At 60.0% G+C, this 19,114-nt stretch carries 22 protein-coding genes and 3 pseudogenes; 17 read left to right on the top strand and 8 right to left on the bottom strand.

Features of this window, described 5'->3' with window-relative positions:
- Window positions 1-370: 370 nt before the first annotated feature.
- Window positions 371-1,417, bottom strand: a complete 1,047-nt coding sequence (locus tag P3T43_RS28360; RefSeq protein ID WP_429284321.1) for a PAS domain-containing sensor histidine kinase — start codon at window positions 1,415-1,417, stop codon at window positions 371-373.
- A 402-nt stretch (window positions 1,418-1,819) separates the two neighbouring features.
- On the opposite strand from P3T43_RS28360, the gene P3T43_RS28355 reads away from it, so the two are divergent.
- The 10 genes and pseudogenes from P3T43_RS28355 to P3T43_RS28310 form a co-directional block, all read left to right on the top strand.
- Window positions 1,820-2,155: a hypothetical protein gene (locus P3T43_RS28355; RefSeq protein WP_429284320.1), complete on the top strand. Its 336-nt coding sequence runs from the start codon at window positions 1,820-1,822 to the stop codon at window positions 2,153-2,155.
- A 76-nt stretch (window positions 2,156-2,231) separates the two neighbouring features.
- A complete protein-coding gene (locus P3T43_RS28350; protein ID WP_429284319.1) occupies window positions 2,232-2,690 on the top strand; it encodes a universal stress protein in 459 nt (152 codons plus the stop codon).
- 131 nt (window positions 2,691-2,821) lie between these two features.
- Complete coding sequence (locus tag P3T43_RS28345; RefSeq protein ID WP_429284318.1) at window positions 2,822-3,568, top strand: beta-ketoacyl-ACP reductase; 747 nt, start codon at window positions 2,822-2,824, stop codon at window positions 3,566-3,568.
- Between the two features lie 111 nt (window positions 3,569-3,679).
- Window positions 3,680-4,720, top strand: a complete 1,041-nt coding sequence (locus P3T43_RS28340; protein WP_429284317.1) for a zinc-dependent alcohol dehydrogenase family protein — start codon at window positions 3,680-3,682, stop codon at window positions 4,718-4,720.
- Between the two features lie 94 nt (window positions 4,721-4,814).
- On the top strand, window positions 4,815-5,465 hold the full coding sequence (locus P3T43_RS28335; protein ID WP_429284316.1) for a BON domain-containing protein: 651 nt from the start codon (window positions 4,815-4,817) through the stop codon (window positions 5,463-5,465).
- Window positions 5,466-5,539: 74 nt separating this feature from the next.
- Window positions 5,540-5,776, top strand: a complete 237-nt coding sequence (locus P3T43_RS28330; RefSeq protein WP_429284315.1) for a UDP-glucose 4-epimerase — start codon at window positions 5,540-5,542, stop codon at window positions 5,774-5,776.
- 197 nt (window positions 5,777-5,973) lie between these two features.
- The gene (locus tag P3T43_RS28325) at window positions 5,974-6,663 is read left to right on the top strand and encodes a CBS domain-containing protein (protein WP_429284314.1); all 690 of its coding nucleotides are present in this window, start codon (window positions 5,974-5,976) and stop codon (window positions 6,661-6,663) included.
- Window positions 6,664-6,855: 192 nt separating this feature from the next.
- Entirely contained in the window at window positions 6,856-7,443 is a 588-nt protein-coding gene (locus P3T43_RS28320; protein ID WP_429284313.1) for a LemA family protein, read from the top strand.
- 85 nt (window positions 7,444-7,528) lie between these two features.
- The gene (locus P3T43_RS28315) at window positions 7,529-8,005 is read left to right on the top strand and encodes a universal stress protein (protein ID WP_429284312.1); all 477 of its coding nucleotides are present in this window, start codon (window positions 7,529-7,531) and stop codon (window positions 8,003-8,005) included.
- 541 nt (window positions 8,006-8,546) lie between these two features.
- Window positions 8,547-8,837 (top strand): annotated as a pseudogene (locus tag P3T43_RS28310) (ATP-binding cassette domain-containing protein); the annotation flags it as partial.
- A gap of 254 nt (window positions 8,838-9,091) precedes the next feature.
- On the opposite strand, the gene P3T43_RS28305 reads toward P3T43_RS28310, so the two are convergent.
- The 3 genes and pseudogenes from P3T43_RS28305 to P3T43_RS28295 all read right to left on the bottom strand — a co-directional run bounded on the left by P3T43_RS28305 (window position 9,092) and on the right by P3T43_RS28295 (window position 11,325).
- Window positions 9,092-10,495, bottom strand: coding sequence for a bifunctional enoyl-CoA hydratase/phosphate acetyltransferase (locus tag P3T43_RS28305; protein ID WP_429284311.1), 1,404 nt, complete (start codon window positions 10,493-10,495; stop codon window positions 9,092-9,094).
- Between the two features lie 9 nt (window positions 10,496-10,504).
- Window positions 10,505-11,116 (bottom strand): annotated as a pseudogene (locus P3T43_RS28300) (poly-beta-hydroxybutyrate polymerase); the annotation flags it as partial.
- A complete protein-coding gene (locus P3T43_RS28295; RefSeq protein ID WP_429284393.1) occupies window positions 11,026-11,325 on the bottom strand; it encodes a poly-beta-hydroxybutyrate polymerase N-terminal domain-containing protein in 300 nt (99 codons plus the stop codon). The gene P3T43_RS28295 and the pseudogene P3T43_RS28300, both read right to left, overlap by 91 nt.
- Window positions 11,326-12,022: 697 nt before the next feature.
- On the opposite strand from P3T43_RS28295, the gene P3T43_RS28290 reads away from it, so the two are divergent.
- The 5 genes from P3T43_RS28290 (at window position 12,023) to P3T43_RS28270 (ending at window position 14,364) form a co-directional block, all read left to right on the top strand.
- Window positions 12,023-12,487 (top strand): hypothetical protein, encoded by a 465-nt coding sequence (locus P3T43_RS28290; RefSeq protein ID WP_429284310.1) that lies wholly within the window; start codon window positions 12,023-12,025, stop codon window positions 12,485-12,487.
- A gap of 30 nt (window positions 12,488-12,517) precedes the next feature.
- Complete coding sequence (locus tag P3T43_RS28285; protein ID WP_429284309.1) at window positions 12,518-12,757, top strand: BON domain-containing protein; 240 nt, start codon at window positions 12,518-12,520, stop codon at window positions 12,755-12,757.
- A gap of 78 nt (window positions 12,758-12,835) precedes the next feature.
- Window positions 12,836-13,111 carry a DUF1488 domain-containing protein gene (locus tag P3T43_RS28280; RefSeq protein ID WP_429284392.1) on the top strand — a complete coding sequence of 92 codons (276 nt, stop codon included), beginning with the start codon at window positions 12,836-12,838 and terminating at the stop codon, window positions 13,109-13,111.
- 37 nt (window positions 13,112-13,148) lie between these two features.
- Complete coding sequence (locus P3T43_RS28275) at window positions 13,149-13,376, top strand: DUF3562 domain-containing protein (RefSeq protein ID WP_429284308.1); 228 nt, start codon at window positions 13,149-13,151, stop codon at window positions 13,374-13,376.
- A gap of 1 nt (window position 13,377) precedes the next feature.
- The gene (locus P3T43_RS28270) at window positions 13,378-14,364 is read left to right on the top strand and encodes a zinc-dependent alcohol dehydrogenase family protein (RefSeq protein WP_429284307.1); all 987 of its coding nucleotides are present in this window, start codon (window positions 13,378-13,380) and stop codon (window positions 14,362-14,364) included.
- Window positions 14,365-14,407: 43 nt separating this feature from the next.
- Here P3T43_RS28270 and P3T43_RS28265 read toward each other — a convergent pair whose 3' ends face one another.
- Window positions 14,408-14,938 carry an AAA family ATPase gene (locus tag P3T43_RS28265; protein ID WP_429284306.1) on the bottom strand — a complete coding sequence of 177 codons (531 nt, stop codon included), beginning with the start codon at window positions 14,936-14,938 and terminating at the stop codon, window positions 14,408-14,410.
- A gap of 172 nt (window positions 14,939-15,110) precedes the next feature.
- A pseudogene (locus P3T43_RS28260) lies at window positions 15,111-15,566 on the bottom strand (phosphotransferase); the annotation flags it as partial.
- A gap of 353 nt (window positions 15,567-15,919) precedes the next feature.
- Between P3T43_RS28260 and P3T43_RS28255 the strand changes: the two are divergent.
- Entirely contained in the window at window positions 15,920-16,354 is a 435-nt protein-coding gene (locus tag P3T43_RS28255) for an Hsp20/alpha crystallin family protein (RefSeq protein WP_429284305.1), read from the top strand.
- A 237-nt stretch (window positions 16,355-16,591) separates the two neighbouring features.
- Here the strand turns inward: P3T43_RS28255 and P3T43_RS28250 are convergent, their stop codons facing one another.
- Window positions 16,592-17,146: a CorA family divalent cation transporter gene (locus P3T43_RS28250; RefSeq protein WP_429284304.1), complete on the bottom strand. Its 555-nt coding sequence runs from the start codon at window positions 17,144-17,146 to the stop codon at window positions 16,592-16,594.
- Here P3T43_RS28250 and P3T43_RS28245 point away from each other — a divergent pair.
- Window positions 17,037-17,702 (top strand): FRG domain-containing protein, encoded by a 666-nt coding sequence (locus P3T43_RS28245; RefSeq protein WP_429284391.1) that lies wholly within the window; start codon window positions 17,037-17,039, stop codon window positions 17,700-17,702. The genes P3T43_RS28250 and P3T43_RS28245 overlap by 110 nt on opposite strands.
- Before the next feature lie 95 nt (window positions 17,703-17,797).
- Here P3T43_RS28245 and P3T43_RS28240 read toward each other — a convergent pair whose 3' ends face one another.
- Window positions 17,798-18,343: a hypothetical protein gene (locus tag P3T43_RS28240; protein WP_429284303.1), complete on the bottom strand. Its 546-nt coding sequence runs from the start codon at window positions 18,341-18,343 to the stop codon at window positions 17,798-17,800.
- Window positions 18,344-19,114: the final 771 nt, after the last annotated feature.

The following is a 19,114-nucleotide window of genomic DNA, read 5'->3' as shown; positions in this document are numbered from 1 at the left end:
TGGCGTTTGCAGGCTGTGTGTCGGCACATCTCGAAACCTTATGATCCGTATCAAAGTCCGCCGGGGCCGAACTCATACGCTGGAGCAGCAGGTGGCGTTTTTCCGATTACCGAAGCGGCGATGTCATGAACGGGGGCCGGACGGGATTGGCGTCGCAATTGAGCGTTGTAACCTCGGAGGCGTTGGCGAGATGAACGATGGTTTTCGCGTAGCCGGCTTGGGTGGTGTCGATCCGCATGACGACGCACGGTCGGTGCGCACATGGCGGTGGTTGCAGTGGATCCTGTTTGGCTCCAGCCTGCTCGCCATTCCCGCCTTTTATCTCGAACTGGCCGTTGACTCGCCCATGCTTCATCAGATGGGCCGGGCGTTATACGTATGCATGGTGGCCGGCTTCGCCGTTTCGCTGGCCTGGATGGTGCATCTGAGCCGCAAACGAGCGTGGTTTGCGCTCGCCGTCGATCTCGGCGCCGTGGCCGTCATCTTCAATGCGTACCGTGCAGGTATCCGCGCCCGCGTAAATGGCAATCCGCACTTCGTTTGCGTGGGCATGCCTCGCCACGTTTGTCAGCGCTTCCTGCACGATGCGGAAAATCGCGGTGGAGGCAGATTCCGTGAGTGTGGCATCGTCAACGTGAACCTGAACGGTGGTCTTCACGTCGTAGCGATGCGTGAAGTCGTCAGCAAGCCACTCAAGCGCAGCGGCCAGACCGAGGTCGTCCAGCATCGGCGGGCGCAAGTTGGAGGCGATCCGCCACAGCGATGCCATCATGGTGTCGATCTGCCGTTGCAGGTCGCCCGTTGCGGCGAGCGCGGCAGGGCTCTCGTTGCTGGCTGTCAGTTGTCCTTCCAACGCCGCAATGCCCATTTTTAGCGCCGTGAGTTGCTGGCCCAGATCGTCGTGTAATTCGCGGGCGATGCGTTTTTGCTCGTCTTCGCGCGTACTCTGAATCTGCGCGGATAGCTCGATGGCATGCTCGAGTTCGGCAAGCCGCACGCGTTCGGTCATATCGCGCGTGACCTTGGCAAAGCCGAGTAACGCGCCGGACGGGTCATAGACTGCGGTGATCGTGACGTCCGCCCAGAAACGCGATCCGTCCTGGCGTACGCGCCAGCCCTGATCTTCCGCCCTGCCGCGCGCCGCAGCAAGGGTCAGTTCACGGCCCGGCTTGTCCGCGGCGACGTCTTCCGGCGTATAGAAGAGCGAAAAATGGCGCCTGACGATTTCGTCGGCGGAATACCCTTTGATCTTGCGGGCGCCGTTGTTCCCGCTCGCTACACGGCCCGCCGGACCGAGCATGAAAATCGCGTAATCCTGTACAGCATCGATCAGTAACTGATAGCGATCCTCCACTAGGACGTCGGAGTCGTTTGGCGTGCCAGTTTTGCGCTTCGCATCGTTCGATTCGAAATCCACCGGCATCTCCAGACGAACGTTGTAAGTCACCGATGACCGGCGGGACAGCGTAGCCCTGCTAGCTTACGCTGTTTGCCGTTTGCCAGCCGAAGGCTCGGAACATGTGGCAGCCCGGTGTGCAGCTAGCAATGCGTTGACACAAGTCAATTGTCACGCGCCGTTCGCGCCGATCATTCAATCATGCCGTCAGGCATACGTGGCTATCGGGGCGACCTGATTGCGAAGAGTTGCAAGCCCGACCGGCCGCGCACATCCGACGAACTAAACTGAAGTTCCGCAAAGAAGCCGTGGAATCAACAGCGCCGCCGGACATTGCCGGCAACGATGTACCGCCGATCTTCCTGTAGTCGCGAAAGAGGCCGGCCTCACCAGAGAAATCGCGGCATGTCTGGGAGAACAGAGATGGGTGTCGGCATGCAAATCGTGTATCTCGGCTTTGCCGGGACGTCGCAGATCGAGGGCGAGGCGGCTACCCAACTGGTGCGCCTCGAACGGTTCAGCAGGTCTATCGCGGGTTGTCACCTGGCGATCGAGGCCATTCGTGAACGGTCGGGAGTTGCCGGAGCCAGCGCGCCCGCTGCCGGGATTCGCCATCCGGTTTTCGACGCACGGCTTGACCTGATCATGCGTAACGGAGAACTCGTCCCGATCGAGCATTGCCTGAATGCCGATCCGAACATAGCGGTCCGGACCGCATTCGATGTCGCTGAGCGGAAACTCGACCGACGCCCGGGTTAATCACGGCGTCAGGAAAGCTTGTGTCCGTTGCGGCGCTATGCCTGTCTTTCCTGTCGCCTCAATGAGGAGGGGAGTCATGTACGCAAATATTCTGGTGGCGGTGGACGGCAGTGAAGCGTCGAAGTATGCGGTGAACGAAGCCATCCGGATCGCCAGGCTGTCGGGCGGCAAGCTGACGGCGGTCCATGTGCTGGACCAGTCGGCGGCGTTCACGTTCGCGGGTGCCTGCGATCCGCATCTGCTGACCGACACGGCGCGGCAGGTCGGACGCGGGTTCCTCGACAAGGCTTGCGCAAAGATGCAGGAGCTCGCTGTGACGGGTGATTCCGAGATCATCGAGACGCAAGGTATCGGCGAGGACGTTGCTACTTGCCTCGCTCGCTGCGCCGATCAGCTCCGCGCCGACCTTGTCGTGATGGGCACGCATGGGCGGCGCGGCATGCGACGCATGGTGATCGGCAGTGTCGCGGAGCGTTTCGTACGGCAGTCGACGTGTCCCGTGTTGCTGATCAGGGAGACCTGGACCGGTGCCTGAATGTCGTTCTGGCAGGCGTGGTAGCCGTTCACTTTCAACATGTGCCGCGGAGCGCCGCACGCTTGATACACATCAATCGGTCTCTGGGAGCGTCGCGTAGATTGAATGAACTTCAACGCAAGGAGAACACCATGTCGGCTAAGCGAGTCGCCTTTGTCACCGGCGGAATGGGCGGGCTCGGCGCCGCCATCAGTCGGCGCTTGCATGATGCCGGCATGGTCGTTGCCATGTCGCATTCCGAGCGCAACGATCACGTTGCCACCTGGCTCATGCATGAACGCGACGCGGGACGTCGCTTTCAGGCATACGAGGCGGACGTGACCGACTTCGACTCATGCGCGCATTGCGCCGAACGTGTGCTCAACGAGTTTGGCACGATCGATGTTCTTATCAACAATGCAGGTATCACGCGCGATTCGACCTTCGCCAAGATGAACAAGGACGATTGGGACGCGGTGCTGCGCACCGATCTCGATTCGCTATTCAATATGACCAAGCCATTGCTAAAGGGAATGGTCGAGCAACGGTTCGGACGTGTCGTCAATATCGGTTCGGTGAACGGCGCTCGCGGCGCATTCGGTCAGACCAATTATGCGGCGGCCAAGGCTGGCATTCACGGCTTCACGATGTCGCTTGCGCTAGAGGTCGCGAAACATGGAGTGACGGTCAATACGGTGTCGCCCGGCTATCTGGCGACTGCGATGATCGCCACGATTCCCACGGACGTCATGGACACAAAAATATTGCCGCAAATTCCAGTTGGCCGACTCGGCCAGCCCGATGAGATCGCGGCGCTCGTCGCGTTTCTCTGTTCGGACGACGCGGCTTTCGTCACGGGTGCAGATTTCGCGATCAACGGCGGCATGCATATGCGATGACTGTGGAAATCCGCACGATGATGCGATTGGGAGACACCATCGGCACATGCAGCATTCGCTCTCTTAAAGTCTGTCATACAGCATGCTCGTTTCGATTAACGGAGGCAGTACGTGAAAGCGCTTGTGTATCACGGTCCCGGCAAGAAATCACTCGATGAACGGCCCGTTCCGCAGCTCGTTGCGCCTACCGATGCCATCATCAAGATGACACGCACGACGATTTGCGGCACCGATCTGCACATTCTGAAAGGCGATGTGCCGACCTGCGAGCCGGGGCGCGTACTCGGCCATGAGGGAGTCGGAGTCGTGCAGCAGGTCGGCTCGGCGGTCTCGTCGTTCAAGCCGGGCGATCGGGTGTTGATCTCGTGCATTTCGTCGTGCGGCAAATGCGATTATTGCCGGCGGGGCATGTATTCACACTGCACTACCGGCGGCTGGATTCTCGGTAACAGGATCGATGGCACTCAGGCCGAATATGTGCGTATTCCGCACGCCGACACCAGCCTGTACCCGATTCCCGCCGGTGCCGACGAAGAGGCACTGGTGATGCTGTCGGACATCCTTCCAACCGGTTTCGAGTGTGGTGTTCTGAATGGCAAGGTGCAGCCTGGCAGCACGGTGGCGATCGTCGGGGCGGGACCGATCGGCCTTGCAGCGTTGCTGACCGCCCAGTTCTATTCGCCCGCACAGATTGTGATGATCGATCGTGATCCGAACCGTCTTGAAGTCGCGCGCCGCTTCGGCGCGACTGCATGTATCGACATTGGCCGCGCCGATCCGGTTTCCGAAGTGATGAAGCTGACGGAGCAGACGGGGGTCGATTGTGCGATCGAGGCGGTTGGCATACCCGCAACGTTCGAGCTGTGCGAGGCGATAGTCGCATCCGGCGGCGTGATCGCGAATGTCGGCGTGCACGGCGTCAAGGCCGATCTGCACCTCGAAACGCTGTGGGATCGCAACATCGCAATTACGACGCGCCTCGTCGATACCGTCAGCACGCCGATGCTGCTAAAGACCGTTCGGGCCGGCCGCATCGATCCGGCGAAACTCATTACACACCGCTTCCAGCTCGAGGATGTCGCCAGCGCGTACGACACGTTCAGCCGCGCGGCCGAGACGCATGCGCTGAAGGTCATCATTGAGTTCGCCTAGGCCGCGTCGCTTCGGTGCCGCGTCACGCCGGCGGCTGCACGCAGAGGCGCGGCCGTATTTTTAGAAGCCTTTGCAACCCATCAAGGAGCAGGCAATGAAGTCGGACACGGAGTTGAAACGGCAGGTCGAGGACGAACTCGTCTGGGATCCGGCAGTTGATATCACGGATATCGGGGTTGAAGTGCGTGACCGTGTGGTGACGCTGTCCGGGCACCCAACCAGCTACGCTGAGAAACTCGCGGCGGAAAAGGCTGCACAACGGGTGGCCGGCGTGAAAGCGGTCGTGGTAGAGATGGACATCCGCTTGCAGCATGCGGACGTACGGACCGATGAGGACATCGCCAATGCCGTTCGTACCATTTTGCGCTGGACCGTCGGTCTGTATGAAGACGTTGTCAAGGTTCAGGTGGAGAAGGGCTGGGTGACGTTGAGCGGCGAGGTGGATTGTGCCTATCACAGCCATGTCGCCACGCGGACCGTTTCGCACATGCGTGGTGTGACGGGCGTGTCGAACATGATGCGTATCGGCGGTGACGCCGCCGCGCAGGATATCGGCAAGCAGATTAGCGAGGCGCTCCAGCGTCATGCCGAACGCGAGGCAAAACACATCACTATCAAGGTACATGAAGGCACGGTAACGCTGACGGGTAAGGTCGATTCCCTCGCCGAGCGGTCGGCCGTGCGCGGGGCGGCATGGTCGGCGCCGGGGGTGCATGCGGTCGTCGACGATCTGACGGTTGGCTAACTTGCCGCAAGGGGCCAGGCGCGCCTCGTTAGGGCGGCTTGGGCTTCGCGCGGCCGGGCAAACAGGAGTGACTCATGGCACTTTCGGGTAACGTCTGCGACAGCGATTGGTCGGTGTCGGCGGTTGCACATCGGGTAGACGGCGGCTTCGACTGCGTGATCCAGCTTAGCCACAATACGCCTGAGGGCGTTTTCAAACACGCGTTCACACACAGCAGAATTTTCCCGTCCGAGTGTGACGCGGTGCTCGCCGGGTTGCGCGAAGGCATGGTCTGGGTGCAGCTCAAGATGTCGAAGACGCTATCGGTTTAGCCGCGTGAATGATCCATGTCAAATGGCAGGACCGCTTCCGCGCATAACCTGAATACACACGAAGCCAGATCGCCTGTCGAATGTCACGGCGCCTCGCGCCTACGATATGGCAAGCGACTGCACTACCTGCCAGCGCAGTGTAGCGACGATCTGGCCTCGTCGGGAAATCAGGAACGAGACCGTTCAGGAGACTAGCCATGCGTGCATCCGATGTAATGACCAGCAACGTGATATCCGTCATGCCTGACATGACCGTGCGCGAAGTTGCCAGAATTTTTGTCGATAAACGAATCAGCGGCGCGCCGGTTATAGATGCGGGAGGGCGCGTCGCAGGCATGATCAGCGAAGGCGATCTGCTGCGCCGGGTAGAACTCGGCACCGACGCACATCAGCGTTCGTCGTGGCTTGAGCTTTTTTCGTCGACTGATGACGCCAGGGACTACATCAAGACACATGCGCCGAAAGTTAGAGACGTGATGACTGTCGAAGTCGTTTCCGTGAGCGAAGACACGCCTCTGGGCGAAGTGGCCGGCATTCTGGAAAAACGGCATATCAAGCGGGTTCCCGTGACCAGGGCGGGTCGGCTTGTCGGTATCGTGAGCCGTGCCAATCTGGTTCAGGCATTGGCCAGTATTCCCGAAGAGCCGGTGGCGGACGAGGTCCTCTCGGATGCGGATATCCGTGCGACGCTGATGGGCGAGCTGGCCGGCCACAAATGGGCCTTCGCCGGACGCAACATTGTCGTGAACGACGGCGTTGTGCACCTGTGGGGCATCTTTCACTCGATGGAGGCAGTCGAGGCCGTTCGCGTTGCGGCAGAGAGCATTCCCGGCGTGAAGCGGGTGGAAGACCATACGGAACCTTATCCGGTGATGCCGGGAATATAAAAGGTCTGGCACGAAGCGCCTCTGCGTCGCTGCGCTTTCTCAGGGCGACTTCATCCCGTCTATATCGTCAATCCCTGGTGCGCTTCTCCGTGCGCCGGTTACTACGACCCTGATGTGGTCTGCAGCGAGAGACCTGACTGTGCCGACTCGCATCGAGGTTAAGACATGAGGAAAGCTATCGCATGGGCTGTCATGTCGCTCGTGGCCGTCGCTTTGCTCGGTGGCTGCCTGCCTCGCTTTGTGCCGGCGGACGATGCAGAGGTAAGCGCGGCTCTGAAGGAGGTTCTTCAGCATTACCAGAAGCGTGCCGAGCTCGCGAGGGAACTGATCACGCTGGTACAGCCCGTGTCGAATCGAACCGATGCACTGGTCGCGGCAGTGATGGACGCGCAAGCCGACCTGGACTGCATCCGGACAGCGCCGGAAACGATGGTTGATCGGGTCGCATTCGAGCGGTTTAAGATCGCACAACGACAATTGGGCGACGCGCTATCAGGTCTTCTGGTCGAGTCCGGCAATGACAGGCGCTTTCACAAAGATCCCCGCTTCCGGTCGCTGGCGAGGCAACTGGGGGGCGTCGACAGGCAGATCAACGTCGCACGACAGGCGTACGACGAGGCAGTTGACCGATATAACGCCAGCCTGAATGTCTTCCCGCATGACGTTGAGGCGCGCATCCTGGCTGTGCACGAGCGGCCTGAGTTCGGTCCTGCTGCGGGGACGACGACGCGGCAGCCTCGCACCGATTTCGGCTCGTTGCGCGGCTCGATGCGAGTGTGAAAGGCGCCGCTCCAGTTACCTGCGCCACGGCAAGCAGCATCGAGCCGTCGAGAGGGCTGCCTGCAACGTCTGTGAGGACCAGGTCATGTATCAGAAAATTGTCGTGGCTCTGGATGGCAGTGACTCATCCAGATGGGCGCTGTACGAGGCGCTCGAATTTGCTCAGCTCACGCAAGCGCGGCTTCACGTGGTTTATGTCGTCCATCCTTGGTGCATGTCCCGGTACGCGGGCTACTTCGATCCGGACGAGCTTCGTAAAGTGCTGCGTGAAGACGGCCGCGTTGCCCTCGAGGAGGCGCGCCGCGCTATGGCTGAGCGTGGCGTGCCCGGTGACACGGAAATCGAGGAGACCAAGGATGCAGCGGACGATATCCCTCACTGCCTCGCGCGTTGCGTGCAACGCCAGGGTGCCGGCCTGATGGTGATGGGCACTCAAGGCCGGCATGGGATAGCGCGATCGTTGCTGGGCAGCGTTGCGGAAGCGTTCTTGCGGCGCGCAGTGGTTCCGTTGGCGCTGGACTGTGTTCGGTCTTCGCAGAGGAAAGCGCGCCGTCTACCGTAGAGAGCACTGGCAAAGTAGCCTGCAAGGCTTGCGCAATGGAGACCGAAAGCCGATATCGGTTGAGATCGCTGGGTTTGCCGGTGACATCGAAAGTGCTGTAGCCCAACCTTGTGCTGCCATCGTCCGAATAATCGCCGGTGTCTGCGATCAGAAGATTGATGATGGGCTCACCCGCCTTCCCGCCATCATCTGGCAGGCACAGATGAATCCGTGCGAAGAGATCGGGACATTCGCCGGATCGGTCCAGCACGTGTTCGTATACGGGCGAAAAGCGTGAGGCCGTGAAGCGTGACGGTAAAGCCGTGCTTGTCGCGCAATGCCTTGTACTCGATGCCTTTAAGTGCAAATCTCGCGTCCTCGTTCGGAGCCTCGAGCGCAAGTGCAAGGGCCCGCACGGCGGCGTCGAGCGTCGTTGCGCGATCCAGCATATATACAACTTCTCGTCGTGTATCGCTGGGCGTTTTACTTTCGGGGCGACGCCAGCTCATAGATTTCAGGGGATCCCGCGAGGGAATGATTCCTATGCCCCTGATTGACTTAAGTCGGCCTGAAAAACCGCAGGGAGATATTGCCAGTCAAGCTCTCAGGGGACGAACAGCAGCGTGTGGCGATCGCGCGTGCGATCGTGAGCGGTGCGCAGATCCTGATTCTCGACGAACTCACCGCGTCGCTCGACGGCGACACAGGAAGGATGATCATCGCCTTCGTCAAGGAGAATATCCCGCATCAGAATCGTTGCATCGTCATCGTGGCGCATGATGCGCACATCAACGAATACGCTGACCGGATCATCCATATGGAAGACGGGCGCATCACCGGTCTCGACAAGGGCACAGAATGGGAACCAGGATCATTTTTGCCCTTTCGATTCTCGGCATCCTGGCGGGGCTGGTGGGTGCCTTTGTCTTCGGCATGCAGCGCAAGGCATGGTTGTGCTGACTGCCGCCATCTCCAGCTATATCGGCGTGCGGAAGGTCCTGATGATCGAGCCGTTCGATATCTTCAGGGGATAAGCTCCCGATCAGCGGCGATGGCAAAAGCCCAACCTGGACGAGCCTGGTTTGAACGTAAGCGGCACCGGGGTGCTCATGATCGGACAAGCCGTCGCCGGTTATGTGCCGCCATCAGCTTGGCAAGGGCTGCAGAGGCCAGACGCCCTCGCAGGGTGTCGGCACGGCTGGTCAGGATGATGGGAATACGCGCGCCAAGCACAACGCCGGCGCCGTCGGCGCCGGCGAAGTACATCAATTGCTTGGCCAGCATGTTGCCGGCTTCCAGATCGGGGACAAGCAGGATGTCAGCCTGACCGGCCACGGGCGAGTTGATGCCCTTGACTTGTGCTGCGGCCATACTGATCGCATTGTCGAAGGCGAGCGGCCCGTCGACCAGCGCACCGGTGATTTGTCCGCGCGCGGCCATCACTGTGAGTGCGGCGGCGTCGAGTGTCGTCGGCATTCTGGGGCTGACCGTTTCCTCGGCGGCCAGCACGGCGACGCGCGGCACTTCAACGGCCAGCACATGCAAAAGGTCGATCGCGTTCTGGCAGATATCGCGTTTCTGTTCCAGCGACGGTGCAATGTTGATGGCCGCGTCGGTGACGATCAGCGGCTTCGAATACGCCGGGACGTCCATCGCATACGCGTGACTGATCCTTCGTCCGGTTCGCAGGTTCGACGATGATGCAACCACTGCGGAAAGCAGTTCGTCAGTGTGGAGGCTGCCTTTCATCAACGCGTCGACCTTACCGGCGGCGCCCAGTTCGACCGCGCGCGCAGCAGCTGCATGGCTGTGCTCGACGGCTTCGATCGTTACACCTTCGAGGCTGATGTGAGCAGCCTCAGCGGCGGCACGGATCCTGGCTTCCGGCCCAATCAGCAGCGGATCGAGCAAGCCTTCGTCACGTGCCTCGATGGCGGCCCTGATCGCATCCACCGAACACGGATGCACAATCGCCGTGCGTAGCGCGGGACTTGATCGGGCGTTGCGGATGAATGCCTCATACCGGTCGTGACGGCGCACCGCGATATCCGGACGGAGTGTTTGCGGCCAGGCAACCGGCGTACTCGGCGCGATCACGGTGGCGGTGCCGAGCAGCACCTCCTGTCCCTTCTGGTTGGCGCAGCGTGTATCGAGCAGGACGATGTGCTTCTCGACGCGTTTCTCCTTCACGGTAACCGTGGTGGTGATGACATCGCCTGGCACGACCGGACGCTTGAACTGCAGATTCTGATCGAGGTAGATGGTGCCGGGACCTGGCAGTTTCGTGCCGAGCACGGCCGAAATGAGGCTGGCTGTCCACATCCCCTGCACGACCACGTGCCCGAACAGATCGCCCGATGCAAAGACGGCGTCGGTATGGGCCGGATTGACATCGCCTGACATGGCCGCAAACAGGTCGACGTCGGTTTGCTCGGCTAGCCTGACGAGCGAAGCGGACTCGCCGATTTCAAGCTGGTCGAAGGTTCGATTGCGCAACAGGATGTCGTTCATGTGAGCCCCTCAGTGCTGGAAGACATAGGTGCCGGGCGCATCGCCGAGTGGCCCCCCGCGCGCATCGGACGCGGCAACGGGCGGCGCGACGCGCTGCGGGCTTGAATGAGCCTTCAGCCAGTCGGTCCACGCGGGCCACCATGAGCCTTGCTGCGATGCACTCGCAGCAAGCCATTCGTCAGCGCTCACGCGCAGATCGTCCGCGGCGGTGCGATGGATCCAGAAATAGCGATGTGCGTGCCCAGGCTCGCTGACGATCCCGGCATTGTGGCCGCCACTGGTGAGGACGAATGTAATCTCTGTATCCGACAGCGTGTGGATCTTGTAGACCGAATGCCACGGCGCGATATGGTCACGCTCCGTCGAAACCACGAACAGCGGCGCGCGAATGTTGCGGATCGATACCGGACGGCCGTCGACTTCGTACCGGCCGCATGCCAGATCGTTGTTCAGGAAGAGGCGGCGCAGGTACTCGGAATGCATCCGGTACGGCATGCGCGTGGTATCTGCGTTCCATGCCATCAGGTCGATCATCGGTGCGCGCTCGCCCAGCAAATAGACGTGGACGATGCGCGACCAGATGAGGTCATTTGATTGCAATAGCTGGAATGAACCATGCATTCAGTGATGCGCTGCGCGTTCTGCGCGCAGAGCGAAGCCAGTTCAAGTTGCTTGCCGGGCGCCGCCGCGAGATGAATGAGCCAGTCGGCAAGCGCTGCTCGCAGCGACGCGGGCGACAGGCCCCCGGCCATGCGCGCGATCATGGCTTCTTTCGCATGATCGCGCGCGCGGAAGGATTCGGTGGCGGCGGATACCGCAGTCCTGTCCATAAGCGTGGGATTTTCAACGATAGCCGGCGTGGAGCGGGCGTCCATTTCAGGTTCCTCAGGGTTCTACGGCGCGTGGCTTACGATGAAACGGCTGCGTCGACGCGGTCGCTCCTGGCGTAGAACGCACTTCCGGTGCGACAACCTTCACGGGACGCAGGGCGCCGGCGGCGAGGTGTTTCAGTGGATGGCTTCGACACACCTTGTTGCGGCGCTTCGATCTGAATTTTGCGCACCAGCAATGGTTTTCGTAGAGGACTGTAGCTTTCCGATGGCCGTCGTGATTGATCTGAGTCAATCGACTCACGCGCGGCAGCCTCTTATCTTTACGAGTCGGTTGAGCTTTGCCGCGAGCCGCTGCCGATAGGTAAGCTATTCGCGAGAGGCGCTATTGGTGCTATCGAGTCAGATCAAGAAGGTGGCCCATCCGCGTTACCGACGAACCGATGCCATTCATACGCGGTGCGGTTGATCTTGGTCAATTCGGGCGACGAACCTGGACATAGACTGGTTTCCACGATATACGCAGGCGAGCGCCACCTGTGCGGTCATATAGGTCGCTGACACGCGCTAAAAGACCAGGGCTATTCCGCAGCCGGTTTATGCTTCCAGTCCGCCTGTTTTCCCGGAAATCCTTGCTGCGTCGACGACTGTCAGCGCGAAACTCGATCCAACCAATTTGGGCGCTAAGCGAGCTGATATGAAATGCATCCGCCTGCCGGTCGACTTGATCAAGGCGCTATTCCTGCTGATGACGGTCAGTCTTGCGGCCTGTACCACGGCAAGCCAGATGATTGCGTTCCGGAATACCGAAACGCAGCTTGAAGAGGCGCGAGAACAGGCCTGGGTGACCTGTAGTTCACGCGCGGCGTCCGATCAGATATGGAACAGCACCCGGCTTTATGTGCATCTTTACTCGAGAACGCCGATCAGCCGCCTCAACGATTCGCTCATCGAGACCGAAGTGCCCCACGAATCGGGCATTGCCTATTTCTGGGCCGAGCGAAGCACCGATGTGAGCGGCACGACGACAGTCCGGCTGAAGGGCATGTGTCGCGGCATGTACGCGAGTAATGGCGACCCGGCGTGGACTTACGGAATATGCGCGGATCAGATCAGGCGTGCCGAGATAGGTTTTCGCGGGGTAGTAGGTGAAGTGCAGTGACGGTCACCATATTTCCTTAAGGAGAGACTTATGCATGCCATCGACGTGATGACCCCAGCGGTTGTGGTTGCAGCACCTGGCGAACGCAGCAATCGTCGTTGGGCGCAGCCCAGTCAGAATGTGATTGTCAAGCAAGGTATCGTGCATTTGTGGGCCGTTGTCCAGTCGGAGGAAGAACGACGTGCAATCTGTGTCGCAGCGGAGAGCGTGCATGGGGCCAAGGCAGTCAGGAGTTACATTGAATTTCCCATGGCTTTGCCAGCAATGTAGTAACACCTCCATTGCGCGGTCGCTCGGCCTTGCCGGGCAGGTGAGCATAGGACCGCATACGAACCGAGGTACGACATGATGAACATCACTTTTCCTCAGGAGCGCCCGCAGTATGGCGGGCCGGATCCCGTTCTGGTGTTCCCTGCCATGATCAATGGTGAACGGATCCGGTGCGCGATCACGGCTGAAGCGCTGGAAGATCATTTCAGCGCTGCATCGCTGCGCGAAGACGACCTGATCGGTGCGTTCGAGGCCCATCGGGGTGCGATCGAACACGCCGCGCAGCGGATGCTGGGTGAACTCGGCGGCAAGCCGGTCCTGTTGCATAGCGGCTATATCCGTTTCTGCGAGTGATCTGCGCGCCGTATCTTTTCCCACCGGGAGTTCCGTCATGCTTCGCGATAAACTGTTGGTTCCGCTGCTTGAGATCGCACAAGGGACGGCACTGAGCGAAGGCGATCTGGCACGTATGGTAGGCGATGAAATCAGTCGTCTGTCGGCCGGTGCGCGTGTTCGCGACTATATTCAGGTGATTGCGATCAAGTGCGTAACCGACAAAGTGAGGCAGACCGCCTCCCACAACTGTGCCAACGCCAACCGTCACGCAAGGGAGGGGTGAGATGCGCGCAATGGTATTCGATGACACCGGAGGGCCACTGCGCGACGTGCTGCTTCCTGATCCTGTGCCGGCTGCGGGCCAGTTGCTGATCGATGTCCACGCATGCGGTATTTGCCGTACCGACCTGCATCTGATTGACTACGAACTGCCCCATCCGAAGCGGCCGGTGATCCCGGGGCATGAAATCGTCGGCACTGTTGCGGCAGTGGGGCCGGGAGTGAGCGGCTTCAGTGTGGGGGAACGGGTCGGCGTGCCATGGGTAGGCCATACCTGCGGCCACTGCCGTTACTGTCTCTCCGGTCGCGAGAATCTGTGCGATGAACCGGGATTTACCGGGTATACGATCGATGGCGGTTACGCCGAGCTCACGGTTGCAGACAACCGTTACTGCTTTCATCTGCCTGACCGATATTCGGACGTGGAAGCGGCGCCGCTGCTGTGCGCGGGACTCATCGGCTATCGGACTCTGGCCATGGCAGGCGACGCGCAACGGATTGGCATCTACGGCTTTGGTGCAGCCGCGCATATCGTCGCCCAGGTCGCGCTTCATCAGGGGCGCACAGTTTATGCCTTCACGCGTGACGGCGACGTGGCGGCTCAACAGCTCGCGCTGCGGCTCGGCGCCACGTGGGCCGGCAGCAGCAACGAAGCGGCGCCGGACGAACTCGACGCCGCGCTGCTATTCGCTCCAGTCGGCGGGCTCGTGCCGATCGCCCTGAAGGCAGTGGTGAAAGGCGGCATTGTGGTGTGCGGCGGAATTCACATGAGCGACATCCCGTCTTTTCCCTATGACTTTCTATGGGGCGAGCGTCGCGTGGTGTCGGTGGCGAATCTCACGCGGGAAGACGGCCTTGTGTTTATGCGTCTGGCCGCCGAGATTCCGCTCGACATAGAAACGACGCGTTATCCGCTGGGTGAGGCCAACCAGGCGCTCGCCGATCTGCGCGAGGGAAAGCTGACGGGGGCTGCGGTGCTGGCAATCCGCTAACGGGATCGCCAGGCACGAATTTGTGCAAGCGCTTGCCTGTCGATCACGCGGGGCTCTGGTAACCAACCGCGTCCCAGCCGCTCGTCTGCCAATGGGTCGTATCGCTGCGAACAGCGTGCTCTACCGGAGTTTCTGGGTGCCGGCGGATCAACAGCGGCTTCCAGTACGTCGCGCGCTGAAACGCGCCACGCGGCACGTCCGTATCGAAAGCAACCGTCAAAGCGGGTTCGTCGGGCGTGAGCGGCTCTTCGTTCGCGAGTTGCCTGACCAGCACAACTGCATTGGCGTCAGACGACTGCCCTGGGTCCATTGCGCGTTTGCGTACGCGTTCGGCCAGCTGCCGCACAGGCGTGTGGAAATCCAGCAGGAACACCGGCACGTCGAACGCGCATGCCAACTCGGTGAAGGACACACGATGCCGCTGTTTCAGGAACGTCGCGTCCACGAGTACTGGATAGCCTGCTTCGAGCACGCGGCGCGTAATCGCTAGCAGCGCATCGTAGTGTGAGTCGACCACATTGCGCGAATAAGCGATAGCGGGCACGGCGTGGTGATCCGGCGGCGCAGGCCACATAGTTCCGGGCGCGCGCGAGACCGTTCACGGCGGACGGCCCGCGTGCCTTCAGCGCTTCGACAAGCGCCCGCACCAGCGCCCGGTAGACGATGTAGAAACGCAACGCCGGGAGTGCTCCGAAGTCGCCAGTCTGTTGCAGCCAGCCGTTCAGGAGCGCCGACGCGAGATCGTCGCGGCCATGTGCCTGCAAGTCCATCAGCGGAAAAGCGAGGTCGCTAGCGACGTCGATCCAGCGCAAGGCGTCGCTGAATTCGATGCAGTCGAACATGACAGCGTCGTTTCCTTTGCGCACGATGTTATCGAGGTGTAAATCACCGTGGCATTCGCGCACGAACCCACCTGCGCGACGCGCTTCAAAATGCCCGGCAAGCCGCGCCGCTTCTCTTTCGCACCACTGACGCAAACCAGCGGGCACGAGCGAGCGGGCTTCCTGCTCGAGCGACGTCAGCACGGTCTCCATCTGTGTGCGCGCGAAAGTTGCCGTCCCCAGCATGCTGCGCGGTGAGGGCGTGGCGGCGCAGCGGTGAAACGCTGCCAGACGTTCGGCCACCCGGTCGATCTGCGCGACACCCAGTTCGTCGCGCGTGAGCAGATGCGAAAACAATTCTCCTTCGTCGAACCGCTTCATCCGGACCGCATGCTCGACGGGCGTCCCTCGCGCGCCGATCTTACGAATGCGCCCGAGGCGTACGACGGGCACCACGCCCAAATAGAGCCTGCGGGCGAGCGGCCGGTGAATGGACGCCGTTGATCGGGTAAGCATAGATGACTCCGCAGATTCAAGCGGGCACTTCCAGCATAAGCAGACTCCGGCTTGTGGAATTGATGGAGGTCAGTGTTTTGCGAGCCGCTCCGCTTACGCGCGGCAATTGATACATATCAACGGACGTTCTGCGTAGAGACTTAAAGTCGTTGATGAAGTAGTCATTTGAAGCTGTGTGACATCCATGGCGATCGTGGACTTTTTGAGGAGTAGCTACGATGAGCAACTTGACACGTTATGAGCCGTTCTCAATGGAAGCGGTACCGGATCTGTTTCATGGTTTGTTCCGCCCCCTGCGCAGCATCGCAACGGGCGATGACGCACCGCTGGCGGACATGAAGCTCGATGTGACGGAAAGCGACACGGCGTACATGGTCAAAGCAGAACTGCCAGGCGTCGATAAAAAGGACATCGACGTGAAGATCGACGGCAACACTGTATCGATTAGCGCGAAGGTGGAGCGCAACAAGGAATTGAAGGAAGGCGAGCGGGTCCTGCGACGCGAGCGTTATTCGGGCGCAATCAGCCGGTCGTTCTCGCTGGCGAGCGATGTTGATGAAGCGACGGCGGCGGCGCAGTATCAGGACGGCGTGCTGTCGCTGACCTTGCCGAAGAAGGCGGCTTCGCCACAGAAGCGCCTGGAGATCAGCTAGCTCAATATCAGCTGGCTATACGGGGCCGGGTGCGCGTAGGGCGACGCACCCTGGCTTATTGAAGGCCATTCCGCGGACCTTGGGTTGCTTATTCCAAAGGCTGCCAGGCAGCCTCTCGATCTCAAGCGCGCTGCCCGCCCGGCAATCCGACGTTCTGCGCGATCGCGCCGGGGCGTGGCGCCTATGCGCGCAAAATGAGCCACGTCCGCTTCTTTGCCGTTCGCGAGTTGATGTGCATCAGTCACTACGTGGGCGGAAAATCAGCCAGGCGGCCACGCTAGTCAACAGCAGCGCGATAAGAGCGACGATCCAGAATCCATGGCTGTCGTATTTCAACGGCAAGCCACCTATGTTCATACCCAGCAAACCGGAGATCAGGTTGACCGGCAGCGCGATAACCGTAACGGCGGTGAGAATCAGCACGCTGCGGTTCGTGTGCTCGGCGACCCGGTCGGCGATTTCCTCTTCGAGCAACTTAATGCGCTCCTGAAGTCCGGCCATATCAAGCACCGTCAGGGAAAATGCTTCGGCGGACTGTCTGAACGATTGGGCGTCTTCTTCCACAACCCAGTGCGGCGGCCGATTGACGCGTCGGAAAAGCGCGGCGGGTTCAGGTGCCAGCAGGCGCTGCAGGCGCACCAGATCGTGGCGAATGCCACCGAGGATCGAACGGGTTGGCAGTCTGCCGGCCAGCAGCGTTTCATCCACGTCGTTGGCGGCTTGCGCTGCCGTGCGCACAATGCCGACGAGTACCTCCGCCTGTTCCTGCAACAGATGGATCAGGAGTGCCATGGGACTGGGTACCACCGAGCAAGAACGTATGGTGCTTGGCCAACTGAGCCTGTTGGGTGCTTCCTTTCCCGAAATGCAGCAACCCACTGAACTCGATCGTCTCGTGGTCGCGCAACATTTCGGACTCAAGACCCGCTTGCTCGATTGGACCAGCAATCCACTTGTGGTGCTGTGGTTCGCGTGTCAAGACAGACAAACCGGCGACGCATTCGTGTACGCGCTTGAGGCGGACACTCTGCAAAAAGAGGGCCTCTATAGCAGGGATCCATTCAAGGTAGACGTGACCCGCGCCTTTCAACCCCGCCTAAACAATCCACGCATTCTGGCGCAGCACGGTTGGTTCACACTCCACCGGTTTTCGCAACGATCCAAGGCCTTTGTCCCGCTCGATACCAATCCCACGACCGTCAAGCATCTCACCGAGATACGTATTCCCGCCAAGAGGCGCTCACTTATCCTTGACTCTCTATATCGTCATGGCATCAGTCGCCGAACGCTTTTCCCAGACACGGAGTGCTTGTGTACGTTCATGAGCTGGCGATACAAGCTCGCCTGAAATCGGGATACTTACCGGTCCTTTGGCGCTCTGCCGGTGCACGACGCTGGCGCTAGCGGTTTATCCTGCGCGGTGCGGTCCGGCTCTCCACCGTGCTAGATCTTAGGCTTTTCTAGTTTGCAACCAGCCGCATACCGGGTTGAAACCAAAAACGGCGCATAGACGAAACTGTTCAACTTTTGGTCGTAATGGGAGCGGACGTACCCCATGAGTAACTCCTCTTCCAATCGCAAGCTCACGCGGTTAACCGTGACGGTCTGCAATCCCCAAACGCTATTTGGATACTTCTTGGAAAATGGTCCGGTCGATGGATCAACGTCGGTCGATGCCAGCCAGTCGCTAACGTACTGCCGACGCGCTACCGTGTAGTCGCTGGAAAAGACGTAATTCGTCCCTGTGGCGCTACTTAGCATATATCGCTGGTCGGGAAATTTGCCACCAAGGCTTTCGACCAAGGCGTCGCCTTGCATGGTGTACACGCCATCCACGTTTGACTCTCTCGAAGGAACATACGCGTCTTTGGGGGCGCTAATACCTTCTCCCCATTGCTCTCCGTCGCACTGAAGAATTACTTGCGAAGGTCCTTCCGCGTTTGCAAAGTGGCACCCTACGATCAACAAGAGAGCGGCGGTCTTCTTCATGCTTGCTCCCCGTGGTTGCTCAGCACCGTTGTCGATCGGACTCAAATGCGCGTAGACACTCGACCTGTCTGCAACTGCGAGAGCACGCGGACAGTTAATGGCGAGGCGTTGATCAAGCCACGCAACTATTCCGTCCAATATACAAGATTACTCATATTTAGGGTGGACCCATTGCAAACCCTGTCAAGAGAAAGGGAGATGCTATCAACTCACCGTCGCTCTCACCGCACTCCTCAGGCGGCAGTCGTGACGATCGCAATGGACCATTCACGATTGATCGCCCCTAGTACAGCGCGAAGGCCTGATCAGGCCGAGCAGTTGGCTGACGGCGCCAGCAAGCGTCCGATTTACCCTAAACATCAAACGCCGGCCACGTTGGCTCAAAGGTTCGTGTGGGTCGGCGTTCTCCACGATGGCCGGTAATAGGGATTTGTGCCTCCCTGCCGATTATCATATGAATATCGCCTTTTTAAGCAAACGACGTCGGAAAGTAAAACGCTCCCCAGCACGCGTTCTGCCGCCGCGATCGCGACAGGCATACGGATGACTCGCACTCCTTCAGAAGCGTGAGCGGCTTTCTTTACCGCAGAGTTTCGATGTCTCCGTCTGTCGCCTGTAACGTGGCCGTTTGTTTGATGACATCGACCTGCGCAGCATTGGGTGGACGTTGATCCAGAGTGGAGTAGCCCCTTGATTCTCAGGACACGAGACACCCATTAAAATAAGAGGGAGTCTTGTGACTAGTTTCAAGCCTAGGCAAATCGTGGAAAG

Source organism: Paraburkholderia sp. GAS41, assembly GCF_050436545.1.
Taxonomy (GTDB): domain Bacteria; phylum Pseudomonadota; class Gammaproteobacteria; order Burkholderiales; family Burkholderiaceae; genus Paraburkholderia.
Note: the sequence above shows the minus strand (reverse complement) of the source record. Positions and strands in the feature narration are given on the sequence as shown.

Coding starts and splice junctions, on each gene's coding strand:
- P3T43_RS28355 (WP_429284320.1), top strand. CDS start 1,820: ATGGGTGTCGGCATGCAAATCGTGTATCTCGGCTTTGCCGGGACGTCG.
- P3T43_RS28350 (WP_429284319.1), top strand. CDS start 2,232: ATGTACGCAAATATTCTGGTGGCGGTGGACGGCAGTGAAGCGTCGAAG.
- P3T43_RS28345 (WP_429284318.1), top strand. CDS start 2,822: ATGTCGGCTAAGCGAGTCGCCTTTGTCACCGGCGGAATGGGCGGGCTC.
- P3T43_RS28335 (WP_429284316.1), top strand. CDS start 4,815: ATGAAGTCGGACACGGAGTTGAAACGGCAGGTCGAGGACGAACTCGTC.
- P3T43_RS28330 (WP_429284315.1), top strand. CDS start 5,540: ATGGCACTTTCGGGTAACGTCTGCGACAGCGATTGGTCGGTGTCGGCG.
- P3T43_RS28325 (WP_429284314.1), top strand. CDS start 5,974: ATGCGTGCATCCGATGTAATGACCAGCAACGTGATATCCGTCATGCCT.
- P3T43_RS28320 (WP_429284313.1), top strand. CDS start 6,856: ATGTCGCTCGTGGCCGTCGCTTTGCTCGGTGGCTGCCTGCCTCGCTTT.
- P3T43_RS28315 (WP_429284312.1), top strand. CDS start 7,529: ATGTATCAGAAAATTGTCGTGGCTCTGGATGGCAGTGACTCATCCAGA.
- P3T43_RS28305 (WP_429284311.1), bottom strand. CDS start 10,495: ATGAACGACATCCTGTTGCGCAATCGAACCTTCGACCAGCTTGAAATC.
- P3T43_RS28295 (WP_429284393.1), bottom strand. CDS start 11,325: ATGGACAGGACTGCGGTATCCGCCGCCACCGAATCCTTCCGCGCGCGC.
- P3T43_RS28290 (WP_429284310.1), top strand. CDS start 12,023: ATGAAATGCATCCGCCTGCCGGTCGACTTGATCAAGGCGCTATTCCTG.
- P3T43_RS28285 (WP_429284309.1), top strand. CDS start 12,518: ATGCATGCCATCGACGTGATGACCCCAGCGGTTGTGGTTGCAGCACCT.
- P3T43_RS28280 (WP_429284392.1), top strand. CDS start 12,836: ATGAACATCACTTTTCCTCAGGAGCGCCCGCAGTATGGCGGGCCGGAT.
- P3T43_RS28275 (WP_429284308.1), top strand. CDS start 13,149: ATGCTTCGCGATAAACTGTTGGTTCCGCTGCTTGAGATCGCACAAGGG.
- P3T43_RS28270 (WP_429284307.1), top strand. CDS start 13,378: ATGCGCGCAATGGTATTCGATGACACCGGAGGGCCACTGCGCGACGTG.
- P3T43_RS28265 (WP_429284306.1), bottom strand. CDS start 14,938: ATGTGGCCTGCGCCGCCGGATCACCACGCCGTGCCCGCTATCGCTTAT.
- P3T43_RS28255 (WP_429284305.1), top strand. CDS start 15,920: ATGAGCAACTTGACACGTTATGAGCCGTTCTCAATGGAAGCGGTACCG.
- P3T43_RS28250 (WP_429284304.1), bottom strand. CDS start 17,146: ATGGCACTCCTGATCCATCTGTTGCAGGAACAGGCGGAGGTACTCGTC.
- P3T43_RS28240 (WP_429284303.1), bottom strand. CDS start 18,343: ATGAAGAAGACCGCCGCTCTCTTGTTGATCGTAGGGTGCCACTTTGCA.